The organism is Pseudomonas serbiensis, from assembly GCF_030580745.1.
Lineage (GTDB): Bacteria > Pseudomonadota > Gammaproteobacteria > Pseudomonadales > Pseudomonadaceae > Aquipseudomonas > Aquipseudomonas serbiensis.
The window spans coordinates 77,469-100,550 of sequence record NZ_JAUQOO010000018.1 but is presented as its reverse complement, the minus strand read 5'-3'; the positions used below and the strand labels follow the sequence as shown (position 1 = coordinate 100,550).

General features: G+C 58.7%; 21 protein-coding genes. 17 read left to right on the top strand and 4 right to left on the bottom strand.

Annotated elements, in window-relative coordinates; translation table 11 throughout:
• The first annotated feature begins 36 nt into the window (after positions 1 to 36).
• A complete protein-coding gene (gene acuI, locus Q6A51_RS20980; protein WP_304575647.1) occupies positions 37 to 1,020 on the top strand; it encodes an acrylyl-CoA reductase (NADPH) in 984 nt (327 codons plus the stop codon).
• On the opposite strand, the gene Q6A51_RS20975 is transcribed toward acuI, so the two are convergent.
• Positions 981 to 1,460 carry an RES family NAD+ phosphorylase gene (locus Q6A51_RS20975; protein WP_201017181.1) on the bottom strand — a complete coding sequence of 160 codons (480 nt, stop codon included), beginning with the start codon at positions 1,458 to 1,460 and terminating at the stop codon, positions 981 to 983. The two genes, acuI and Q6A51_RS20975, sit on opposite strands and share 40 nt — an antisense overlap.
• Positions 1,460 to 1,912, bottom strand: coding sequence for a type II RES/Xre toxin-antitoxin system antitoxin (gene parS, locus Q6A51_RS20970; RefSeq protein ID WP_201017180.1), 453 nt, complete (start codon positions 1,910 to 1,912; stop codon positions 1,460 to 1,462). Before parS ends, Q6A51_RS20975 begins: the two co-directional genes overlap by 1 nt.
• A 559-nt stretch (positions 1,913 to 2,471) precedes the next feature.
• On the opposite strand from parS, the gene Q6A51_RS20965 reads away from it, so the two are divergent.
• From Q6A51_RS20965 to Q6A51_RS20920, 10 genes are read left to right on the top strand one after another with little or no spacing between them, the layout of a single operon-like run.
• The gene (locus tag Q6A51_RS20965) at positions 2,472 to 2,864 is read left to right on the top strand and encodes a cupin domain-containing protein (RefSeq protein WP_201000750.1); all 393 of its coding nucleotides are present in this window, start codon (positions 2,472 to 2,474) and stop codon (positions 2,862 to 2,864) included.
• Complete coding sequence (locus Q6A51_RS20960; RefSeq protein WP_201017179.1) at positions 2,857 to 4,356, top strand: methionine--tRNA ligase; 1,500 nt, start codon at positions 2,857 to 2,859, stop codon at positions 4,354 to 4,356. Before Q6A51_RS20965 ends, Q6A51_RS20960 begins: the two co-directional genes overlap by 8 nt.
• Positions 4,357 to 4,370: 14 nt before the next feature.
• Positions 4,371 to 5,513: an NAD(P)/FAD-dependent oxidoreductase gene (locus tag Q6A51_RS20955; RefSeq protein WP_304575646.1), complete on the top strand. Its 1,143-nt coding sequence runs from the start codon at positions 4,371 to 4,373 to the stop codon at positions 5,511 to 5,513.
• Positions 5,510 to 6,496 (top strand): ABC transporter substrate-binding protein, encoded by a 987-nt coding sequence (locus Q6A51_RS20950; RefSeq protein ID WP_236250134.1) that lies wholly within the window; start codon positions 5,510 to 5,512, stop codon positions 6,494 to 6,496. The genes Q6A51_RS20955 and Q6A51_RS20950 overlap by 4 nt, the downstream gene beginning before the upstream one ends.
• A gap of 56 nt (positions 6,497 to 6,552) precedes the next feature.
• Complete coding sequence (locus Q6A51_RS20945; RefSeq protein WP_304575645.1) at positions 6,553 to 7,869, top strand: SidA/IucD/PvdA family monooxygenase; 1,317 nt, start codon at positions 6,553 to 6,555, stop codon at positions 7,867 to 7,869.
• A gap of 10 nt (positions 7,870 to 7,879) precedes the next feature.
• The gene (gene sbnB, locus Q6A51_RS20940) at positions 7,880 to 9,889 is read left to right on the top strand and encodes a 2,3-diaminopropionate biosynthesis protein SbnB (RefSeq protein ID WP_304575644.1); all 2,010 of its coding nucleotides are present in this window, start codon (positions 7,880 to 7,882) and stop codon (positions 9,887 to 9,889) included.
• A gap of 5 nt (positions 9,890 to 9,894) precedes the next feature.
• Positions 9,895 to 11,685, top strand: a complete 1,791-nt coding sequence (locus Q6A51_RS20935) for an FAD/NAD(P)-binding protein (RefSeq protein WP_405046168.1) — start codon at positions 9,895 to 9,897, stop codon at positions 11,683 to 11,685.
• 40 nt (positions 11,686 to 11,725) lie between these two features.
• Complete coding sequence (locus Q6A51_RS20930) at positions 11,726 to 12,370, top strand: LysE family transporter (RefSeq protein ID WP_304575643.1); 645 nt, start codon at positions 11,726 to 11,728, stop codon at positions 12,368 to 12,370.
• 32 nt (positions 12,371 to 12,402) lie between these two features.
• Positions 12,403 to 13,557 (top strand): iron-containing alcohol dehydrogenase, encoded by a 1,155-nt coding sequence (locus Q6A51_RS20925; protein ID WP_304575642.1) that lies wholly within the window; start codon positions 12,403 to 12,405, stop codon positions 13,555 to 13,557.
• Between the two features lie 3 nt (positions 13,558 to 13,560).
• On the top strand, positions 13,561 to 14,703 hold the full coding sequence (locus Q6A51_RS20920) for a serine hydrolase domain-containing protein (RefSeq protein ID WP_322791249.1): 1,143 nt from the start codon (positions 13,561 to 13,563) through the stop codon (positions 14,701 to 14,703).
• A 12-nt stretch (positions 14,704 to 14,715) separates the two neighbouring features.
• On the opposite strand, the gene ftrA is transcribed toward Q6A51_RS20920, so the two are convergent.
• The gene (ftrA, locus tag Q6A51_RS20915) at positions 14,716 to 15,669 is read right to left on the bottom strand and encodes a transcriptional regulator FtrA (protein WP_025260304.1); all 954 of its coding nucleotides are present in this window, start codon (positions 15,667 to 15,669) and stop codon (positions 14,716 to 14,718) included.
• Positions 15,670 to 15,766: 97 nt separating this feature from the next.
• Here ftrA and Q6A51_RS20910 point away from each other — a divergent pair, with 97 nt between their 5' ends.
• From Q6A51_RS20910 to Q6A51_RS20890, 5 genes are all read left to right on the top strand, one after another.
• Positions 15,767 to 16,372, top strand: coding sequence for a DJ-1/PfpI family protein (locus Q6A51_RS20910; protein WP_025260303.1), 606 nt, complete (start codon positions 15,767 to 15,769; stop codon positions 16,370 to 16,372).
• 437 nt (positions 16,373 to 16,809) lie between these two features.
• Complete coding sequence (locus Q6A51_RS20905; protein ID WP_201017170.1) at positions 16,810 to 17,070, top strand: LysR family transcriptional regulator; 261 nt, start codon at positions 16,810 to 16,812, stop codon at positions 17,068 to 17,070.
• A 35-nt stretch (positions 17,071 to 17,105) separates the two neighbouring features.
• A complete protein-coding gene (locus Q6A51_RS20900; protein WP_236250141.1) occupies positions 17,106 to 17,681 on the top strand; it encodes a LysR substrate-binding domain-containing protein in 576 nt (191 codons plus the stop codon).
• Positions 17,682 to 17,795: 114 nt separating this feature from the next.
• On the top strand, positions 17,796 to 19,856 hold the full coding sequence (treS, locus tag Q6A51_RS20895) for a maltose alpha-D-glucosyltransferase (protein ID WP_304575641.1): 2,061 nt from the start codon (positions 17,796 to 17,798) through the stop codon (positions 19,854 to 19,856).
• 93 nt (positions 19,857 to 19,949) lie between these two features.
• The gene (locus Q6A51_RS20890; protein ID WP_304575640.1) at positions 19,950 to 21,227 is read left to right on the top strand and encodes a sensor histidine kinase; all 1,278 of its coding nucleotides are present in this window, start codon (positions 19,950 to 19,952) and stop codon (positions 21,225 to 21,227) included.
• A 79-nt stretch (positions 21,228 to 21,306) separates the two neighbouring features.
• Here the strand turns inward: Q6A51_RS20890 and Q6A51_RS20885 are convergent, their stop codons facing one another.
• Positions 21,307 to 22,176, bottom strand: coding sequence for a LysR family transcriptional regulator (locus tag Q6A51_RS20885; RefSeq protein ID WP_304575639.1), 870 nt, complete (start codon positions 22,174 to 22,176; stop codon positions 21,307 to 21,309).
• A gap of 125 nt (positions 22,177 to 22,301) precedes the next feature.
• Here Q6A51_RS20885 and Q6A51_RS20880 point away from each other — a divergent pair, with 125 nt between their 5' ends.
• Positions 22,302 to 23,054: a gamma-glutamyl-gamma-aminobutyrate hydrolase family protein gene (locus Q6A51_RS20880; protein WP_304575638.1), complete on the top strand. Its 753-nt coding sequence runs from the start codon at positions 22,302 to 22,304 to the stop codon at positions 23,052 to 23,054.
• Positions 23,055 to 23,082: the final 28 nt, after the last annotated feature.

Genomic DNA, 23,082 nt, shown 5'->3' with positions numbered 1-23,082 from the left:
CTATTTAAAGACGATCGGTCTAAATTGGAGGTGCATATGTTCAAAGGCATTTTGATCAACAAGGACGAGCAGGGATACCGCGCCAGCCTGACGGATATCGATGAAGCTTCGTTGCCGTCGGGTGATGTCACGGTGCGCGTGTCCAGCAGCACTCTGAACTACAAGGACGCCTTGGCAATAACCGGTGCCAGCCCGGTGGTGCGAAGTTTCCCCATGGTGCCGGGGATCGATCTGGCGGGGACGGTCGAAAGCAGCGATACGTCCGAGTTCAAGGCGGGTGATCAGGTCCTGCTCAATGGCTGGGGCGTAGGTGAGGCACATTGGGGTGGGCTGGCTGAAAAGGCACGGCTCAAGAGCCAGTGGCTGATTCCTTTGCCGCAAGCGTTCACGCCAGCACAGGCCATGGCCATTGGCACGGCGGGATATACCGCGATGCTTGCGGTTATTGCCTTGCAGAAACACGGCCTGACTCCCGACAGCGGCGACGTGCTGGTCACTGGAGCAAACGGTGGCGTGGGCAGCTTTGCGGTCGCCATTCTGGCAAGGCTCGGTTATCGAGTGGTGGCCTCAACCGGACGTCCTGCGGAAAGTGCGTATCTGCAGCAGTTGGGGGCGGCGCAGATCATTGACCGGGCTACCTTGTCCGAGCCCGGTCGCCCGTTGGCGAAAGAGCAATGGGCGGCTGCGATTGACTCGGTCGGCAGCCATACGCTGGCCAATGTCTGCGCCGGGATTCGCTATCGCGGCATAGTCGCTGCCTGCGGTCTGGCGCAGGGTATGGAGTTTCCGGGCTCTGTCGCACCCTTCATTCTGCGCGGAGTAACGCTGGCGGGGATCGACAGTGTCACACGTCCTCGTGCTGATCGGCTGGAAGCCTGGGAGCGGCTGGCCAGTGACCTGGATGTTTCGCTGCTGCCGCTGATCAGCCGTGAAATCGGTCTGAGCGAGGTCATCGACATTGCGCCACAACTGATTGCAGGTCAGGTGAGGGGCAGGTTGGTGGTCGATCTCGGCCGTTGACCCAGAAAGAAGTCAGCGACGTCCAGAATCTCAATCCGTCTTGCTGCCGGATGCAGCGGATTGAGCACGATGTTGCGGGCCTGTGGCAGTGCCGAAGAGGGTACGATCAGGCCCAGATGCTGACCACGCTTGAGCCAGGCTGTGCCGATATTCATGCTCTGGATATCGGCCGGGTTGCTGGCCCAGGCCTCGCCAAGCTGTTGCAGGTCGGGTTCGCAGTAAAGCTGCGGATCGTCCGGCAGCTTGACGCGCACGAGTTTCAACGCGATGCGGGGGACTTCTGTGCAATGTATAACGGTTTCCAGAGCACAGACTTCCGCCGTCATGCCGAAATACAGGGCCTTGTGCTCCGTGTGATTCCAGCGCCCGCCATATAACGCTGCGCCCTGGCCGCTCAGGTCAGTGGCGAACCGTGCCGTGGTGATTCTCCAGACCTCCATCAGACAACCCCGCCATAGGCGATAGCAGCGAGTGTCCGGCGTACTTGCTGGGCGCCAATCTCTGTTTCACACAAGCGCAGTGGACGCTGATCACCCAATGCCGCATTGGTCGTCAGCATCCATTGGCTGGCGCGTTCGGGTGTCTCGAAAATCTCCAGGGCTTGCGTGGCAATCATTGCGATCCGGTCAAGACGCTCCGATGCGACCTGGTCCAGAGGCTGTTGCTGACGCTGACGCCGTTCCAGAGTGGAAATCGAGGCGTTGAGCAATGCTTCGAGGTGTTCATTGCTCAGCCGGAATGCCTCGCGGACCGAGCGTATCCAGCCGGGCGCAAAGCCTGACTGGATGTTGGTCAAACGTTCACTTTCGGTACGTTTACTGACCTGATTGGCAATGAGCCAGAATTCGGCACCGTACTCGGTGTTGTGAGGAGATACTGCGGGGGTGGACATCGGAATGCCTGTCTTTGGCCGTGAGAAAACGCTCAAAAAACTAGCGCAAACAGGTTATTCATCAAGTCGAAAGTTGTTACTGCCGATTGCCCGATCAGCACGGGCGATAATTCAAATCAAAAAAAAGCCATCGCACTCACGTGGGATGGCTTAAAAAGATCTAACCAAAGGACTGATGAAGTGGAGCAGGTATTCAGGCCTGCGATGCGGTTTCGCAGGCTTTCCACATGTTCGTTCATCGCCTGCAACGGTAACACCGCTTTGATACATTCAATTATCAGCAACAATGATAGTGATTATCATTGTTCGCCCCTTGCGCGCCAATGCCTTGTAACGCCTGTCATAACGGTGTTTTTCATTTGAAATGAAATACTTTGAATCAAATGCCTGCACTGCTGTAAGAAATCTTACTAAGGCAAATGTGCTTCAGCGCAGGGTGAAGCCTTATATATAGCCATCCAAAAAATCGATTCTACCCGCCTGACTTATCCAGTAATCCGATAGCCAACATTTTTCACCAAATTCATGCTTTACCCATCTACAACGCACGGGTTTGAGCATGGAAAAGTTCGATATTCACCGTAAAACCAACTTCGACGCCCTGGTTCATGAGTACGGGCTCGATGGCAGCCGTCTGCTGCCATGGGATGGTTATCCGATGCCGTTTGCCGGTGGCTGGTGCGTTGTGCGCCCCGGCACCAGCAGTGAGGCTCATACCCAGATCGATCAGGAAATCTTCATCGCTATCAAGGGGCGTTCCAGGCTGGTCGTGGGTGAGCGGGAAATGGAGTTTGCCGTGGGCGATATTGCGGCGATCCCCAAACACACCAATCACTACGTCATCAATGATTCCGATGAGGACTTTCATTTCTACGTGGTCTGGTGGGACATGAACTACGTGAATGCCTTTGTCGAGCAGCACAATGAAACGACGGGGTGTCTCAATGACTAAGTTCATCGTGACCATTACTCCGCCCACGCCCAACGGTGATCTGCACATCGGTCATATCGCCGGACCGTTCCTGGCGGCTGATGTTTTCACCCGTGTCCAGCGCCAGCGCGGGCATGACTGCGTACTGGTTTCCTACTCTGACGATTATCAGTCCTACATGCTGCGCAAGGGCATGGAGCTGGGAGTCGACCCGGTCGAACTGGCCAATCGCAATTCGGACCGCATTGAAGCGTCGCTGGCCGCTATCAACATCAAGCCTGACAACTGGATGCGTCCTTACCAGAACCCTTGGTTCGAGCAGGCGGTTTGCGAAGTCTTCGGCAAGGTCCGCAAGTCCGGCTTTATCGAGTTTCGCGATGCCGAGGAACCGTATTGCCCGGACTGTCGGGTATGGGGCTATGAGGCCTTTGCCAGAGGCAATTGCAACTATTGCGGGGCCGAGTCCGATGCCAGTCAGTGCGAGAACTGCGCACAGGCGCCTGATGCCGAGCTGATGACGGATCTGCACTGCAAGCTGTGCAAGCAGCCGTCGCAGTGGAAATCCACCCACCGTGCCTTCATGAAGCTGGCGGCGTTCAAGCCGGTCTTGCGCGACAGGCTGTTTGCCCGCAAATGGCGAAAACCGCTGGATAACTGGCTGCGCGACACCGTTGAAAACCTGCATGACTGGGGCGTTACGCGCCCTGAGGATGGCGGGCTGGATCTTGAAGCCGATGGGGCCTGTCGGGTGCATACCTGGTTCATGGGGCTGGCCGGTTACATGGCGGCTTTTCGCGAGCATGCCGATCAGGCCGGGCGTCCCGAACTGTTCCGTCAGTACTGGCAGTCGGGGCAGGGAACGCTGGTGCATTTCCTGGGGTTTGACTGTGTATTCAGCCACGCCATCGTTTACCCGGCGCAGTTGTCGGCCCTCGATGACATCAAGGTCAACCAGCGCTTCATGCCTAACCAGTTTCTCAAGCTTGATGGCCTGAACCTGTCCACCAGCCGCAACCATGCCATCTGGGTCGGTGATCTTGCCCGTGAGGCCTGTGCGGACAGCGCACGCCTGTATCTGGCCAGCATCGCCCCTGAAGAAAGCGAAGGCGATTTCCGCCTGGAGCACTTTCTGCAATGGCGGCAGAGGGTATTCAACGAATTTTTCCCGGCCTTGCTGGAGGCCGGGCAACGCTGCGATGACTGCTGGTGGAGTGGAGTCTGCGGCCAGGATGCCGGTTTGCTGGAAGCGCTGCGTCTGCAATGGATCAAGGCTTCGGACCCCGAACACTTCTCGATGAAGGGTATGGCTCAGGTACTGCTGGATGTGATCGCCATTACTGCTACGCGCCTTGCCGAAGGGCGCACGGTGATTCACCTGGCGGCGTTCCTGGCAGTGATCGGCAAATCGCTGATCCCGGAGATGTCAGCGCGCATCGTCACGGCATTCGGGCTGCCCGAGACACGGGTAAACGCCACAGTCATGTCCGGTTCGGCCGCTGAATACTCTATCTGAGCAGGAACATCTCGATGTTCATCGATTATGAAATTGCGGTGATTGGCGCTGGCATCGTGGGCGCCAGCATTGCCGCGAAACTGAGCAGTACGGGTATTTCCGTGGCGCTGATCGACAAGGGCGCAGCAGGCGCCCTTGGGGCCAGCGGTTATTCCGGCGGGCTGGTGCGTTTATACGACACCGACCCGTTGTTGATGGAACTGGCAGCGTATTCCATTGGCTTGATGGATGAGGGCGTTTTCGCCACCACTTACTCCAGTGCATTGCGCCGCACCGGCATGATTTATCGTGCCGCACCGGATCAACTGGAGGACATCTGGAGCGCAATCAGGCAACACGCCAAAGTGCGTTACCCGATGCATCTGGTCGGCACCCACGAACTCGATGGCGTGCATTATCCGCACTGCCACAAGGACGCACGGGTCAATCTGTTCGAGCCTAGGGCCAGCGTGGGCAATGTGCGTCAGGCCGTGGCCCTGTTGAGCAATGTGGTCCGCCAGTACGGGCTGTTGCTTGAGCACAGTGAGGTCAAGTCCATCGATTGTCGCTCCAGTCATGATGTTCGCATCGAACTGGGCAGTGCCACCTTGCGTTGCCGGGCAGTGGTCGTTGCCGCCGGTGCCTGGAGCCAGCATCTGCTGCCAGGAACGGATTTCGGGCTTGAAACCCGTTCTATCCCCCTGGCAAGGGTGATGACTGAAAGCACCTGGTTCATGCCGGTTATCGATGCCGTCACCCAGACTTACGGGATTCCCCTGACCCGCAATATCGTTCAGACCGGCTGCGGCTTGCGAGACAGCGGTGCCTGGCCGGAGACTCTGGCCCGCCCTGACGAGCGGCATGCCCTGGATGCCAGCCAGCGTGTGCAGCAGCTGTCTGCATCCAGCGGCCTGATCAGCGTGCTGGACGTGCTGCCGGGTTTTGACAGCTACAGTGCCGATGGCAGGCCGCTGGTTGGATTTTGCGATGAGCACAGCCCCGTTTTCATGGCCACCGGCATGTCCGGGCTTGGTTTCAAGCTTGCGCCCGGAATTGCACAGATTGCGTTCGACCAGTTGCGCAGCCATCTGGCGGGGCAGGAACTGAGCGGCGAATGGTCGGCTCTGTCACCGGCACGCATTCAGGCTGGCTCTGGCGACCCGGGTGTGCAGCCATGATGCATTTGCAGAAGTCCCGCGTTCTGCGGGTTGGCGTCAGTGCCTTGTTCGACCCCAGTGACACGCCTCATGCCCGAACCTTTCTGCGGGCCCTGGCTGTGGCGCGAAACTTCATTGCCGGGCTGGGCCAGGTGGAATGGCGCTTTCTCGATGATGGCGCCAATGCAGCGCGTGGTGCGGAAGTAGCGCGGCAGATGATCGATCGGGAGGTCGATCTGGTCGTCGGGCATTTCTCTTCCGATGCGGCAGTGAGCGCTGCGGCACTCTATCGGCAGGCGGGCATCGCCTTGCTGACACCTGCCGCGACCATTGACTGCCTGACGCTTGAGCACGACAACGTCTTTCGCTTTTGCCCGTCGGATCGACAGTTGGCCAACGATCTGCTGGCCTGGCTGAAAACTCGCCAATGGAATGTGCTGCATATTGGCGCTGACGGCAGCGCCCACGGCCAGGCATTGGCCAGGGCCATCGCCGAGGCGGCGAAACAGGCGGGCTTGCATCAGGTCAGCGAGCCGGGGCAGGCGCAGGTGGAAGTGTTCGCCGGGCGCTTGCAGGCCAGCCGCGAGCACTGGCTTGCACGACGTCGGTCCGGCAGCACGCGACCTCTGGTACTGACCGACGATGCCGCATCGCCTTATCTGGGCAATGCCCTTGCCAATGATCGTGACACCTATGTCATCGGTTTCGGTGTAGCCGGCATGGACGAAGAGTCGGGAGCCTCTTCATGTCATGCAACGGCTCTTCATCAACGGTTATACGGCGCAATGCCTGAAACCTATTACCGCGAAAGCCTGTTGATGTTTTACGTGCTGGCGGTATTGGCCAACAGCAACTGGCGCAAGGCCGAGCTGCTGTCGGCATTGAGCAACACAACTTTCAACACCCCGCTGGGCATCGTCAGCTTTGATCAGGGCGAGTGCAGGGGGGCGTTCAACAGTGTCTGGAAACTGGGCGAGAGAGGGCTCGCTCCCGTTACCGAATAACGCAACACGTCTATCTGCTTACTGCCATTTACTCCAGTTCTAAGGATGGTTATTTAATGGGTAACTTAGCACCACACACGTTTAATACCGATGCGGTCTGTATTGGTTTCGGGCCTGCGGGTATTGCACTTTCCTGTGTGTTCGAAGATGCACGGGAAGTTGATGATCCGCTGTCTCACCTGACAGTTCGTTATCTTGAGGCCGCGCAGGATACTCAATGGCATCGCGAACTTCTGCTGGCCGGGACCGATATCAATCACCATGTCTTCCGTGACCTGGTAACGCCGCGCAATCCCCGCAGCCGCTTTTCGTTCGCCATGTACCTGAAAAGCCAGGGGCGCATGTTTGACTTCGGGCTGCTGGGGCGTCCTGCCAGTCGTCATGAGTGGTCGGACTATGTCGCCTGGGTTTCCCGGCAAGTCGACAGTCACACCCGTTTCAATGCGCCAGTCACTGAAATCCTGCCGGTGATCCGTGACGGTCGCTTGTGCGAAGTTCAGGTCAAGACCCCGGATGCCAGTTTCAACACGCGCAATATCGTGCTCTCCAGCGGCAGCGAGCCAAGGATTCCGGTCGAGTTCCAGACGCTGCTCGGCCCAACCCTGTTCCACACCTCGCAATTCCTGACGCGCCTAAAGGCTTTTGGCGACAAGCTGCCCAAGCGCTGGCTGGTACTGGGCTCCGGGCAGAGCGCCAGTGAGTCGGTGCTGGAACTGGTCGGGCGTGACAGCGGCATTGAGGTGCATTCGGTCCATCGCTCCGCAGGTTTCAAGCTGACCCAACTGGGCCAGTTCCCCAACCGGGTTTTCGCGCCGGATCATGTCGATTACTTCCATAGCCTGAACCATGCCGCGCGCCATCGATTCCTCGACTGGAGCCGTTCGACCAACTACGCCGGCATCGATCCGGACGAGAGCCAGAAGCTGTTCTCGATGATCTACGAAGACTCCATCGCAGGTCGCAAACGGCTGAAGACCTATGGCTACCGGGTCGTTTCCCACATCGAGCAGATCGACCAGGGTTATCGCGTGGCGTTGACCGATACCTTCAGCCATCGCACCGAAATTCTGGAAGTGGATGTGGTCGTGCTTGGCACGGGCTACCAGCAGTATCTGGTTCCACCCTTGTTGAGCAACCTGCAACCGTGGCTCAAGGCTGACCTGGATGGCGGCCTGATCATCGACAGGGATTACAACGTCGCCACTCAGGGCGAGTGCGACGTGAGCGTCTGGGTCAACGGCCTTTCCGAGCGGACCCACGGCATCAGCGACAGCCAGTCGTTTTCCTTGATGGCATTGCGGGCCGAGCGCATCGCCAATGCCCTTGGGCAAACCCTCAATACCCCGGCCGATGCTCCGCTCCTGACACAGTGAAGTGACCCTCATGTACGACAATATCTGCGATATCGTTCACGACCAGACCTTTCTCAAGGTAGCGGGGCTGGGGCATGAATTTTTCCTGAAAATGGAATCGCTCAACCCGGCCGGCTCCATCAAGCTCAAGACTGCCGTCGGCCTGGTGGATGACCTGCAAGCCCGTGGCCTGATTGGTCCGGACACCATTCTGATCGAGTCTTCATCCGGCAACCTCGGGGTTGCCCTGGCGATGATCTGCGCCGAGCGCTCCATCAGGTTTACCTGTGTGGTCGACCCCAACAGCTCCAATCACAACATCCGCATGATGCGTACTTATGGCGCCGAGGTGATCCAGGTCGATACGCCGGACGCCAATGGCGGTTTTCTGGGGACGCGCATCGCCCTGATCCGCGACAAGGTCAGCAGCGACTCGCGCTATGTCTGGCTCAACCAGTATGAAAACTCGGCCAACCCCCGCGCCCATGCGCGTACGACGGCACGCTCGATCGGCCGACATTTCGGGCATGTGGATTACCTGTTCGTGGGCGCTGGCACCACGGGCACCCTGATGGGCTGCGTGCAGTATTTCCAGCGTCATCACCCGACGACAAAGATCATTGCCGTAGACAGCGTTGGCTCAGTGACTTTCAACACACCGGCCAGTCGGCGTTTCATTCCCGGGCTGGGTACCAGCCAGCGCCCGCCGATCTTCAATGCCGAAGGTATCCATGCTCTGGAAATGGTGCCGGAATCACGCACCGTAGCCATGTGCCGAGTGTTGGCGCGCAGCAAAGGCTTGCTGGTTGGTGGTTCAACCGCCACGGTGGTGGCTGCCGTGCATGCCTGGCGCGAGCGCATCGAACCCGGCTCAGTGGTGGTGGCGTTATCGCCGGACTGGGGCGAGCGCTATCTGGACACGATCTACGACGATCAATGGGTCGAACAGCGTTTTGGCAGCGAAGTGCTGAACATGACTCTGGCGGACATGCCGGTCGTGCCCGAGTGGACCACTTATCTGGCGGCTGAGCGCCTGCGCCAGACGCCGTTTCATGTGGTGGATGGCGAAGCAGTGGCTCGGATTCTGTCTGCCGACCCGCAAGCCTGCATCGATGATGTGCAGCGTGCGTATCTGGAGCATGAAGCGGGGCGCTCCATCAATCCTGACAGTTACTTCCTGCGCTTTCCCCAGGCCCCGGCCAATCGCATCATCGCGTTGCCGGCCAGCCTTTCAGGTGAACAGCCTGTGAGTGGCATCAAGTGGATTTCCAGCTTTCCCGGCAATATCGACTCGGGTTTGCAGCGTGCCTCGGCGGTCCTGATCCTCAACGACCCGCTGACCGGCTATGCCTTCGCGTGCCTGGAGGCTTCGCGCATCAGCGCCATGCGGACTGCGGCCTCGGCAGTGCTGGGGGCGCGCTGGTTGAACCGCCAGCAACGCAATGTCCGTCGAATCGCCTTTATCGGCGCGGGGTTCATTGCCCGCACGATTCTGGACATGTTCGTCAGCGATGGCTGGGTGATGGATGAAGTCAGTGTGTTCGACAAGCACGTCGAATCGGCCCTGGCCCTGATCGAGCATGCTTCGACCCGCCATCAACTGACCAGCCACCCTGCGGACCTGGAAAGCAGTCTGCAGGCCGATGTGGTGGTGTTTGCGACAACGGCACCGAGCCCGTACGTGGACGATTACCCGTTCCGTCCCGAGCAGGTCATCCTCAATATTTCGTTGCGTGATCTTGGGCCAAAGGTCATTGCCCGCTCCAACAATATCCTCGATGACGTGGAGCATTGTCTCAAGGCCCAGACTTCGCCAGACCTTGCGGTGCAGCAGTATCAGGATCGCTCGTTCATCACCGGCACCCTGGCGCAACTGATGCTGGGCCAGATCGAGCTGAAGCCGGACAGGGCGACAATCTTTTCGCCTTTCGGGCTCGGCGTACTGGATCTGGCCGTGGGGCAGCGGGTTTATCAGCAGGCAATCACAGACTGCACGGCGCTGTCCGTGCCCCGATTCTTTTTTGAATCGAATCGGTGGTGATGGCTATGCAGACTCTTTCCATCGAACGTTTCCTTGATGAATCCATACCTGTTGCCGAACCTGAAGCACGCAAGGTCGCCATTATCGGTATGGGCTCCAGAGGGTTGAGCATTCTGGAGCAGTTGATCGGCATGGCGCGTCAGGACCAGAGCCAATGCTGGGTGATCGAGGTGTCAGACCCGCAAGCGCCCGGCAGCGGCCTGCACCTGGCCGAGCAACCGGACTACCTGATGCTCAACACCATGGCCGGGCAGCTTTCGGCGTTTTCCAGTGCCTTTCCCGCTTGTGAGCCGGCGGGCATGACATTCCTGCAATGGTGTACAGCCCACGGTGTGCGTCTGGATGAGCGTGGTCATACCTGTGATAACGAGCAGGGTCGCTCCGTCGGGTTTGGCGATTTCGTGCCGCGCAAGTTGCTGGGCCGCTATCTACAGGACTGTTACCGGTTTCTGCTGGAGCAATGTCCTGCCAATGTTCAGGTGTGTCATTACCCGCAAGAGGTGATCGCTTGCCAGCCATTGCCGGATGCGCCTGGCTTTCGCTTGAGGGCCGCCAATGGTCGACAGTTCACCACCGAAGCGGTGTTTCTCACCAGCGGGCATGTGCCTGAGGCACGGGCAGAACAGGTAATTGGCGAGCGGGTCGCCATCGAAGGCCTTGGACTGACCGCCATGGACACCGTTGCTGCGCTGACTCAGGGGCGAGGCGGGCGCTATGAGCGCGACGATGGTGTTGCAGGATGGCGTTACCTGCCATCCGGGCGCGAGCCGCAGATCTATCTGTTTTCCCGTTCGGGACTGGCGTTCCATGCCCGGCCGCAATGGAGCCCGGCCAGCGGGGCTCCATTGCCCAGGTTGTTTTTCACTGCCCCTGCCATCGAGGCTTTGCGGCAGCAGAGCGCGACCGGGCAACTGGATTTCGAGCGGGACATCCTGCCGCTGATCGAAGACGAAATGCGTGCGGTGTTCTATCAGGCCAGGGTTCGGCTTGAAGCACCTGAACAACTGTTGTCTGTTCAACAAGGATTGCGGGCCGCGAAGGAAGCCGATGTTCGGGAAATGCTGTTTGCTCGCCTGGCCGGAGAGTGGGGTGAGTTCGAGCCGGCTCAATGGTTGCCAACCCGCCGCTGGACGGGGCAGAGCAGTGATTACAACCAGTGGTATCGCGAGTGGGTCGAGCATGATCTTGCGCTCAGTCGCCGAGGTACTGCGCAGAGCCCGGTGAAGCAGGCGCTGGAGGTCTGGCGCGACTACCGCGACCTGTTGCGAATGCTGGTGGATCGCAACGGGCTGACGGAGCGTTCGACTCATGAGTTCTATGGCACCTGGGCCGGGCTTTCAAACCGTCTGGTCGGCGGGCCGCAAAAAGAGCGTTACGAAGACCTGCTGGCCTTGATGGACGCCGGTGTGGTCACGGTATTGCCGCCAATGGACGATGCGGGTTGCGCAGGTATCGAGTTCGACAGGGTGATCAATGCTCGTGTCCCCCATAGCGGTCTGTCGCGCAACGATCGGGGGCTTATGGGGGACTTGCAGCGTCAGGGGCTGGTCCGCGCCGCCCATGCATATCCCGCCGATGGCATCGAGACAGACAGTGTCGGTCGTGCGCTGAGCGCCGATGGTTCGGTACAGGAACGGCTCTGGGTCTTGGGGCCTGCCGTCGAGGGCTGCACCTTCTACAACCATTACGTTCCCACGCCGGACCCGACCTGCCGCGCACTCATTGAGGCGCGATTGGCCGTTGAGTCCTGTGTGGGTGTCCTGGGCATAAAGGCTTCAACCGTAACTCATCCGTAATCAGCAACATTACTTATTGAATTGAACAGGATAAATCTCCATGTACGAGATCACTTTGTTGACCGCGCTCGCCGGTGCTTTCATTGTTTTGATTATCAGCCCTGGCCCCAACTTTCTGGTTATTACCCAACTTTCCTTTAGTCAGTCGCGACAACAAGGTATTTGCGCCGGGTTGGGTGTGGCTTCGGGAAGTATTATCTGGGCATTGCTGGCGGCCACCAGTCTTGGGCTTATCTTTCAACAATTGCCCTGGTTGCAACCGGCCCTGCAATTGCTCGGCGGCACTTACCTGACCTGGCTGGGCAGCAAAAGCCTGCGCAGCGCGGGCAGCCAGCCCAGGCCGCGTGATATCCAGGCCTTGGGGATCGGCAGCCTGGGCCGCGCCTATCGCTTCGGGTTGCTGACCAATATGACCAACCCCAAGGCGCTGGCTTTCTACACCAGTGTATTCACTACGGTCACCACGCCAGGTATGCCGATGTGGGTGCGTACCGCCGGAGTTTCGATCATCGCGATTCTGGCTATTTCCTGGTTTGTCCTGTTGGCGACGCTGTTTTCCATTCCGGCTGTTCAAGCGCGTTATCAGCGTATGAAGAAGGCCATCGACATCATTACCGGGCTGTTCATGATCATTTTCGGTCTGCGACTGCTGATGGGTTTATTGCCTGCCGGTTTTATTGGCTGAAACAACGTTCGCCTCAATAAAGGAATAGACACATGCACACTAACGACTGGAACTATCCCACTTCGATTCGAGTGGGGGCAGGGCGTGTCAGCGAGTTGGCCGAGGCTTGTCGCGTCACAGGGATCAAACGTCCGTTGTTGATTACCGACACGTTTCTGGGCAGTACCGACATGATTCACAGCGCCTTGGCCGATTGCCGCAAAGCGCTGGGTCACTGCGGCCTGTTCGATCAGGTCAAGGGTAATCCCACTGGCGATAATGTCGCCAATGGGCTGGAGGCTTATAAAACCGGTGGTCATGACGGTGTCATTGCCTTTGGCGGCGGCTCGGCGCTGGATGCGGCCAAGGCCGTGGCGCTGATGTCGGGCCAGAGCCGCCCGCTCTGGGATTTCGAGGATATCGGCCAGAACCATTTGCGGGCCGATCCACTGGGGATTGCCCCTGTCATTGCCTTGCCCACCACGGCGGGCACGGGCTCTGAAGTCGGGCGAGCCTCGGTGATTACCGATGAAGAAGCGCGGGTCAAGCGCACCATCCTGCATATCCGCATGATGCCGCGCATTGCCATTCTGGATGCCAACCTGACGCTGGATTTGCCCACGCACCTGACCGCAGCCACCGGTGCCGATGCCCTGACTCACTGCATGGAAGCCTATTGTTCGCCGGTTTATCACCCGATGGCCGAGGCGGTGGCAGTCAAGGGTATGCAACTGATCAAGGTCCACTTGCCCAGAGTCGTGGCGGACGGTCACGATCTTGAGGCTCGCCAGCAAATGCTGGTGGCTTCAAGCCTGGGCGCCGCCGCCTTTCAGCGCGGGCTGGGTGGCGTGCATGCCATCGCCCAGAGTCTGGGTGCCTTGTATGACCTTCACCATGGTTTGTTGAATGCCATTTTGTTGCCCTATGTGCTGCAAGCCAACGAGTCAGCCCTGACCACGCAGATGGATGACCTGGCGGTTTACCTGCGTTTGCCTGTGCCGGGTTTCACGGGGGTCATGGAGTGGGTGCTGCAACTGCGCGAGCAGATCGGTATTCCTCACACGCTGGGTGCAATTGGCATCGATGAACGTGATGCAGAGCTGGTGGGGCGCATGGCATTTGCCGATGGCTGCTCGCACACCAATCCGATCCGCCACTCGGCGCAGGTCTATGCGCAGATATTCAGCCATGCAGTCAGAGGGCAGTAGCTCATGGCGTCTATCGATGCGCGGGTTATCGAGCGTCTGGCCGAGGTCTGGCATGGGTTTGTGGATCAGGGCTCGATTGTCGGCGGTGTGCTGCTGGTGGCTCAGGAAGGCGAGATTCGCTACACATCCGCTCGTGGCTGGGCGGATCGTGAGAGCCGCATAGCGGCCCGGCGCGATACCCGGTTCCGCCTGGCTTCGCTGACCAAGTTGCTGACTTCGGTCACGGCCTTGCGTCTCTGTGAGCTGGGGGTATTGTCACTGGAGGCTCCGGTGACAGCCTGGCTCAAGGACTTTCGCCCGCAACTGGCGGATGGTCGCGAGCCGTTTATCACCTTACGGCACTTGCTGTCCCACACCTCGGGCTTGAGCTATGGCTTTGAGCAACCCCCGGGGAATGCCTATGCCTTGGCCGGAGTGTCGGACGGGCTGGATCTTGTCGCCATGGGCCTGCAGCAAAACCTGCAACGTCTGGCCAGTGTGCCTCTGTTGTTCGAGCCGGGGACTGGCTGGGGTTATTCGTTGGCTACGGATGTGGTGGGTGCGGTTATCGAGCAGGCTACCGGCCTTGCGTTGCCCCAAGCGGTTGCTCGCTGGGTGACGGAGCCCTTGGGCATGAGTGCGACAGGTTTCAGTCCCGATGGCGATCAACCGCTGTCCAGCGCCTACAAGGACGGAGTTTGTGGCCCGGAGCGGGTGGGCCGCCATGATGTGCTGGTGCTCGACAGCGGGCATGCCTGGCTGTCGTCGAGTCGGGCTTATGAGCTTGAGGCTTATGCTTCAGGGGGCGCGGGCATGCTGGGCTCGGCTGATGACTATCTGCGTCTGCTGGAGTGCCTGAGGCTGGGCGGTTCACCGGTATTGAGCGCTGCCAGTACCGCCAGCCTGTTGGGCAATGCCATTGGTGATATCGGGCTGGCGGGCAGGGGAGCAGGCTGGAAGTTCGGGCTTGGTCCGGTGGTTCTTGCTGATCCTGAACTGGCTCGGCATCCCCAGGGCGCGGGTACCTGGTCGTGGTGTGGTTTATATGGTTGCCATTACTGGGTCGACCCTCAGGCCGGGATCAGCATGGTTGCCTTGACCAATACCGCCGTGGCCGGGGCATGGGGTGTATTTGCCGATGGGCTGGTCGAGGCCATCTACGGCTAGAACCGGCCAGTATCAAGCCCTGGCAAACTGCTTGCGGTAACTGCTGGGGCTGATGCCCACCAGATTGCGGAAGTGCCGACGGAAAGACTCTTCCGAACCAAAGCCTGCCCGGTCCACTACTTCGTTGAGGCGGATGCGCGAAGACTCCAGTAATTCCTTGGCGTAGGCGATTCTCTCACCGAGCAGCCAGTCATAAGGCGTCAGGCCGGTGCTTTCCATGAAACTGCGGTGCAGAGTGCGGGTACTGACTGCGGCGCGGGAAGCCATTTCCTTGATGGTGTGCGGGCGCTGCAAGTCGCTGCGGATCCAGTCCATCAGGTTGGAGATCGGCCCATCGGCGGCCGCGACCAGTTGCCGGGAAGCGTATTGCGACTGTCCGCCTTCGCGATGGGGCGGAATTACCATGCGCTGCGCCACCATATTGGCAACACGCGAGCCGTGATCGTTACGCACCAGATGCAGCATCATGTCCAGGCCTGCTGCAGAACCGGCAGCAGTCACGATATTGCCTTGATCGACATACAACTCATTGGGCTGGATGGTCAGGCCCGGATACATGGTTGCCAGCAGATCGGTGTAACGCCAGTGAGTGGTTACCTTGTGCCCATCGAGCAGGCCGGCCGCTGCCAGCACAAAGGCGCCTGTGCAGATAGAGCAGATGCGTGCCCCGCGTGCATGGGCTGCCTGAAGTTGTTCGATAAGCCGTTGAGGAATGGCTGATTCCACCCCGCGCCAGCCGGGGACGATGATGGTATCGGCGTTTTCCAGCAGCACGTCACCGGGCGTTGGAACGATGGTAATGCCGCCCGCCGCTGTGATCGGGCCGTCATCTACCGGAAAAGTGGCGAACTCATACCAGTTCACGCCCAGCTCGGGCCTTTTCAGTGCAAAGACTTCCACCGTACAACCGAATTCAAAGGTGCAGAGCTGGTTGTAGATGAGGGCAACGACGAGATGATTTTTCATGGCGCGATGTTACCGGATATTGGCATTACCGACAGTAGTTCGGTGTGATGCTACTGGGTAATCTGACGGCTGTCACCAAGTACTCTGGAGCCCCTTCATGTCACTCAATATCGGTATCTACGTCTATGACGATGTCGAAGTCCTGGACTTCGCAGGGCCCTATGAAGTGTTCACCACTGCAACGCGCATGCATGCACGCAAAAGCCGCGACGAACGGCCATTGTTCAATGTATTCACCATTGGCCGAAGCACCGCTTCGGTACGCGCCAGGGCCGGCCTGAAGGTCGACCCGGACTATTCGATCCACGATCATCCGGCCATGGATTGCCTGATTGTACCGGGTGGCGTTGTAAACGCCGAACTGGAAAAACCGGATGTCATCCACTGGATCAGTGATCAGTCCGTGCCCGGCCGTGTGGTTGCTGCCGTCTGCACCGGCGCTTTCTTGCTGGCCAAGACCGGCAAGCTGGCGGGTAAGCAAGTCACCACTCACTGGGAAGACATCGCCGACCTCAAGGAAATGTTCCCCTCCATCGATGTACTGAGCACTCTGCGCTGGGTCGATGAAGGTTCCTTCGTGACCTCGGCGGGCATTTCCGCCGGTATCGACATGAGCCTGCACCTTGTCGAACGTTTGCACAGCCGCGAACTGGCGGAACGCACCGCTCTGCAACTAGACTTCGACTGGACCGAAAACGACTAGGCTTCGCACGTAAACTGGCTGCGCGTCGCTCATGCTGCGTTGAAAACAGGCTCGGAATGCTCATTTACAACACGTAAACTCCGCTTCCTCGCCTGTTTTCGCCTTGCCTGAGCGTCGCTCGCCGAGTTTTCGTACAAACCCTGGGCCATCCTGTCATTGCGTTTTTTCCTGTTTTTTCAGAAGCATCGGTGCCGATATTCCCTCTGCCTCACAGCCGTTGAGCCGCGCAGGGAATATCACTGATTTCGTTACGCGCTTGTGCGTAACGCACCTTTCTCGAAAAATGCAGCGGTCGCTTTACCCCGTCTGACACATCCCTCTGTGTTGCCCTGCGGCAGGCTGCGGGATTGCGTTTGCGGGGCTTCTTGTATTCCCTTCACCAACCTGCTCAATTGCAGGCCCGCGCCCACTATCGCCACGTCCAGAGTGCAGGAAATATGAAAACCCACTTCTTCAAAGTCGTTCAAGCCGTTGCAATGCATGGTTCTTTCTCGGAGGCTGCGGCCATCCTGGGCTGTAGTCAGTCCAATATCAGCTACGCCATCAAGGAGGTTGAGGATTTTTTCGAAAAGCGCCTGTTCATCCGCAGCCGCACAGGCTGCACCCTGACCCCGGAAGGAAAAGTCATCACCCAGACCCTCGGCAGTATCATGGCGACGCTTGAACAACTAAAAAAAATAGGGCCAGCGGTACTGTAACAATCCACTATTTCACACACATTCTCGAAACAAGCCTGGATACGTCGCTGGATTTTCTGGCCCGGATTTACCCGGATATCCATTTGAGCGTTGTGCACAGCAACGAACAAAACCCCTCTCTGGACCCCTTGAGAAAAGAACTGGCCGATATCCTGATCCTGCCCAGCACCGTGCAGAGCGAGCACTATATCGAGCATCATCACTGGTCCGACTATTACGTGCTGGTGTGCGCCAGGAACGGGCATCCTTCCGTACACAGCTTCACTGAACTATCGCAAACCGTGCGCTATGTTGCCTGGCGTCATCCAGGCCTTGAGCGTCTGCACAATCATCTTGCCTCGGCCCAGTTGCGCCTCAGCCATCGCGGGGAGCTCAGTTGCCTGGAAACATTGCTGGACCTGATTGCCAAGGGGCATTGCATTTCGATACTGCCCAGCGCCTTGCTGGCCGGCCGTTTCAGCAATCTTGTGCCCGTTCCGCTACCCTTGACGATCATGCGTCATATCAGCGTCGTCGCACGGCCCACATCGCTATTGTCCAATGCGGCCAATGCCGTGCTGCAGACATTGAAGAAGCCATCGATCATCCCGACCAAGCGATTGCTCACATAAAACCGGATGCAACGTTTTCCATCGCTGGCGCTCATACCCATAGGTAATGAATTCGGGGCGGGGCGCTTGCGGTCTGTCTTGAGCCACCCTAATGGACGTGGATGACTGAACCTTATGACGACACCGGACAAGCAGTATCTGGACTGGCTGGTTGAACAATCAATGCTCAATGCCGCAAGGCAGCGTGCCAAATCCTATGGCGGGCAGGGCAGGTTATGGCAGCGACCTTTCGCCCACGCTCGTCCCAGGGATGCTTCGGCGATAGCCTCTGTCTGGTTCACGGCCTATCCGGCTTCCATCATTACCCGCGAAGGCGGCTCGGTTCTGGAGGCATTGGGGGATGAAGCGCTTTGGCATTCCTTGTCCGAAATCGGCATTCAGGGCATTCATAACGGCCCGCTCAAACTTTCCGGTGGCCTGCAAGGCCGCAATCTTACGCCCAGCATCGACGGCAATTTTGACCGGATCAGTTTCGGCATCGACTCGCAACTGGGCACCGAAGCCCAGTTGCTGAACCTCAGCCGCATCGCTGCCGCGCACAACGCCGTCATCATTGATGACGTGATTCCGTCACACACCGGCAAGGGCGCGGATTTTCGGCTGGCGGAAATGGCTTATGAGGATTATCCCGGCCTCTACCATATGGTCGAGATCCGTGAGGAAGACTGGCAACTGTTGCCTGACGTGCCCGCTGGGCGTGATGCGGTCAACCTGATGCCCGAGGTGGTCGATCAGCTTCGGGACAAGCATTACATCGTCGGGCAATTGCAGCGGGTCATTTTCTTCGAGCCGGGTGTCAAGGAAACCGACTGGAGTGCCACGGCCGTGGTTCACGGCGTGGATGGCAAGGCCCGGCGCTGGGTTTACCTGCATTACTTCAAGGAGGGCCAGCCATCGCTCAACTGGCTGGACCCAAGCTTTGCCGCGCAACAGATGATCATTGGCGATGCGTTGCATGCCATTGACGTCATGGGCGCAAGAATCCTGCGTCTGGATGCCAACGGTTTTCTGGGCGTGGAGCGCAAGGCTGAAGGCACGGCCTGGTCGGAAAGCCATCCGCTGTCGATTACCGGCAACCAGTTGCTGGGCGGCGCAATCCGCAAGGCGGGCGGTTTCAGTTTTCAGGAGCTGAACCTGACTCTGGACGATATAGCGGCCATGTCCCATGGCGGTGCCGACCTGTCCTATGACTTCATTACCCGGCCTGCCTACCAGCATGCGCTGTTGACTGGCAGCACCGAGTTCCTGCGCCTGATGTTGCGTCAGGTGCATGTGTTCGGGATCGACCCCGCTTCATTGATCCATGCCCTGCAGAATCATGATGAACTGACCCTGGAACTGGTGCATTTCTGGACCTTGCATGCCCATGACACCTATCACTACCAAGGCCAGACCTTTCCCGGAAACATCCTGCGCGAGCATATCCGCGAAGAGATGTATGAGCATCTGGCGGGCGAGCATGCGCCCTACAACCTCAAGTTCGTCACCAACGGCGTGTCCTGCACCACGGCCAGTATCATCACTGCAGCCTTGGGGATTCGTGACCTCGACACGATCAAGGAGGCAGACATCAAGCAGATCCAGCACATTCACTTGTTGCTGGTGATGTACAACGCGATGCAGCCCGGGGTTTTTGCCTTGTCCGGGTGGGACCTGGTCGGTGCATTACCGCTGCCCGCCGAGCAGGTTCAGCACCTGATGCAGGATGGCGACACCCGCTGGATTCACCGTGGGGCCTACGATCTGGCGGACCTCGACCCCGAAGCTGAGTTTTCCGCGGGCAACATGCCCCGTCCCAAAACCTTGTACGGCAGCCTGATCAGCCAGTTGCAGCAGCCGGACTCGTTTGCTTCGCAACTCAAGAAGATACTCGCGGTACGCCGTGCCTATGATATTGCCGCCAGTCGCCAGATATTGATTCCCGATGTGGAGCACCCCGGCCTGCTGGTCATGGTCCATGAGTTGCCCGCCGGCAAAGGCACGCAGATCACGGCCCTCAACTTCAGCGCACAGACCATTGTCGAAACCCTGCACCTGCCGGATATCGCGCCGGGACCGGTGGTGGATATCATCAATGAGCGCGTGGAAGGGGATCTGACACAACAGGGCGAATTCACCATTACCCTCGATGCCTATGAAGGGCTCGCATTGCGCGTGGTCAGCACTATTTCTTGACGAAATCATGACATTTGCTCCCCGATAATCACTCACGCCTGAAGGCTTGAGTGATTTCGGGTCATCGAGCATTGTCCTGTTGTCGGGAAGTCCATGGAAAACAAACACAGCCTGAAGCAACGCATCGTTACGGTTTTTGCAGTGATGAGCGCCTTGATTGCTGGCGTATTTGCAGTCGGTGTTGTTGCTACAGTCCACGTTGTCGAGAAGCGCCTGTCCATCATCACCCTTGGCAGTGACCTTCATCGGCTATTGATGATGGAGGACGCAGATGACTGGCGACATCGGCCTTATAAGCGTTCGCTGTTCTACGTTCAGGGCGGAGCGGGTGATCTGGCGATGACGCCGTCTCTTGAGGCGCTTGACGAAGGCTTTCATGAGCTGACCCGGGAGAACCGTCCTTATTACGCCATGGTCGAGTCGGTGAGTGGTCGCAAATACGTTTTATTGCGCGACCTGCATAGCTCCATCAAGCGTGAGCGAATTCTGCTGGTCGTGGTTTTCATCAGCTTTGTGTTGAGTGTGCTGCTGGCCATTCTATTGGGACGTTTGTTGGCACATCGTGTAATCGCGCCGGTTATACGGCTATCCCGCCAGGTTCGTCAGCGAGAGCAGTTCATGGGGCAGGCGCCTGCATTGGCCCCGGAATATGCCAAGGACGAAGTGGGCACCCTGGCCGTGGCATTCGACAAGACCATGGGCCAGTTACGTGCGGCGTTGGGGCGCGAGAAGCTGTTTACCAGTGACGTCAGCCATGAACTGCGCACTCCCTTGATGATCCTCATCAGTTCCAGTGAGCTGCTGCTGGAAAACCCGAGCCTCGACAAGCGCTCCCATTCACAGGTTGTGCGCATTGCCAGGGCCAGTGCAGCCATGCAACAACTGGTGGAAACCTTTCTGCTGCTGGCCCGTGCCGAAAGCAATCAACCCAGCCAGGGACCGCGTTCGACACTGTCGATGGTGGCCAATGAACTGGTCGAGCTCTGGGGAGAACCTATCAGGCAAAAAGGTCTGGAGCTGATCCATGAACCCCAGGAACCCTCGGACACGCTGTATAACGCGACACTCCTGCACTCGGTCATGGGCAACCTGCTGCGCAATGCCTGGCACTACACCGATCAGGGCTTCATTCGCCTGACTCTGCGGGCGGACAGCTTTGTGGTGGAAGACAGCGGCATCGGAATTCCCGCCGAGAAGCAGCAAGAGATGTTTCAACCCTTTATCAGAGGGGATGAGCAGCGCGGTGATGGACTGGGGCTGGGGCTTTCACTGGTACATCGCATCTGCGCCAACCAGCAGTGGCAAGTACTGCTGACCAGCCGGGAGCCTAATGGCTGCCGGTTTGAAGTACGGTTGGAGGGAGAGGGGTAAGCTGAAAGCTACAAGCTACAAGCTATAAGTCAAAAGCTTGAGGCTTGAGGCTTGAGGCTTGAGGCTTACAGCTTGAAGCTTAAATCGCGCTGCGCAGCAGCGGCGTCAACTCGTCAAGCAACACCTGAACCGAGCGTAATGCCCTGCAGTCGGGGCGTGTCAGTAACCACAGGTCGGTGCTGCAGCCTTCCAGGGGAGGGCTCAGCACTTCGGTGTCTGGCAGGCTGCGGGCGGTGAAGTCGGGCATGGCTGCCACGCCAAGCCCGGCGGCCACCAGTTGTGAGACGGCTGACATGCTGCTGCATCGATAGCGAGGTACGACGGCAGGGAATGCCTGCCTGCGCCAGATCACTGAGGTGTGGTCCGGCATTGAGTCGTCGGGGCTGATCCACGGCACGCAAGCCGGTGAGTCTTGCAGTGGCTCGCGATAATCCGCATGGCCGCAAATGACATAGTGGGCGGTGCCCAGTTGTCGGCCTATCAGATGCTCGGGCGGGGTATTGGTCAGGCGCAGGGCGATGTCCGCATCGCGACGGCTGAGGTTGGCGAATGTGTTGGAGGTCGCCAGTTCCAGGGTCAACGCCGGGTAGGATGGCATGAAGCGGGCGAGGGCGGGTAGCAACAGGCTATGCAATACGGCGTCGGTGCAGGTCAGGCGTACTGTGCCGCTGACCACGTTTTCCCCTTGTTGCAGGGCCACGCGGGCAGCATTGAGGGCCAGCTCTGCGCGTTCAGCCTGTTCGGACATGGCCTGTGCCGTGTCGGTGGGGATATAGCCACGACGGTTTTTCTCGAACAGTGCCGTACCCAATGCCGCTTCGAGCCTTCTGATGGAGCGGAATACCGTGGAGATATCGACATGCAGCAGCTCTGCGGCACGTGCCAGTGTGCGTCCGCGCACCAATGCCAGCACCAGTGACAGGTCGGCGTGACTGATCTCATATTGCATCGCTGCATACTTCCATTGCCAGAATGCCCATGCCAATTGCGGTAATGACTATCTTAGACTCGTAGCCATTCTGCGCGATAGTGGCTTTACAGGCCCTGCGCGTGCATCGTCAAAGAGGTTGAATCATGTCGAACTCTCCAATGATTGGCGTTACTGCCTGCCGTCAGCAGTTGGGCAAATATTCCTCCCATACGGCGGGTGACAAATACGTCGAGGCCGCTGCATTTGCCGGTATTCCTGTGGTCTTGCCGGCGCTGGCAACGCCCAGCGATCCTGCGCAATTACTGGCCCATCTGGATGGCCTGCTGTTTACCGGCTCGCCCTCCAATGTCGAGCCACGCCACTATCAGGGGCCTCCCAGCGCCGAAGGCACCCAGCATGATGTATTTCGGGATCGCAACACCTTGCCATTGCTCAGGCAGGCCATTGCGCAAGGCGTCCCGGTTTTCTGTATCTGCCGGGGTTTTCAGGAACTGAACGTGGCCTTGGGCGGCAGCCTGCATCAGCGTGTCCATGAACTGCCGGGTTACATGGACCATCGCGAGCCGAAAAGTGAGCTGCTGGAAGAGCAATATGCCCCGCAGCATGGGGTTCAGGTGCAGCCCGGTGGTGTACTCGACGCTCTTGGGCTGGCTCCAGGCTTTGAAGTCAACAGCCTGCACAGCCAGGGCATCGACCGACTGGCGGCTGATCTGCGCGCCGAGGCTCTGGCGCCGGACGGTCTGGTCGAAGCGGTTTCCCTGCCGACAGCGCCCGGGTTCGTGCTGGGTGTGCAGTGGCACCCTGAATGGCAGTTCCTGGATAATCCGGTGTCGTTGCGTCTGTTCGAGGCATTTCGCGAAGCCTGTCAGGTTTATGCGCAACGCCGCAGCCAGTAAGAGTCAGGACATGTTCTGTACGCTGACA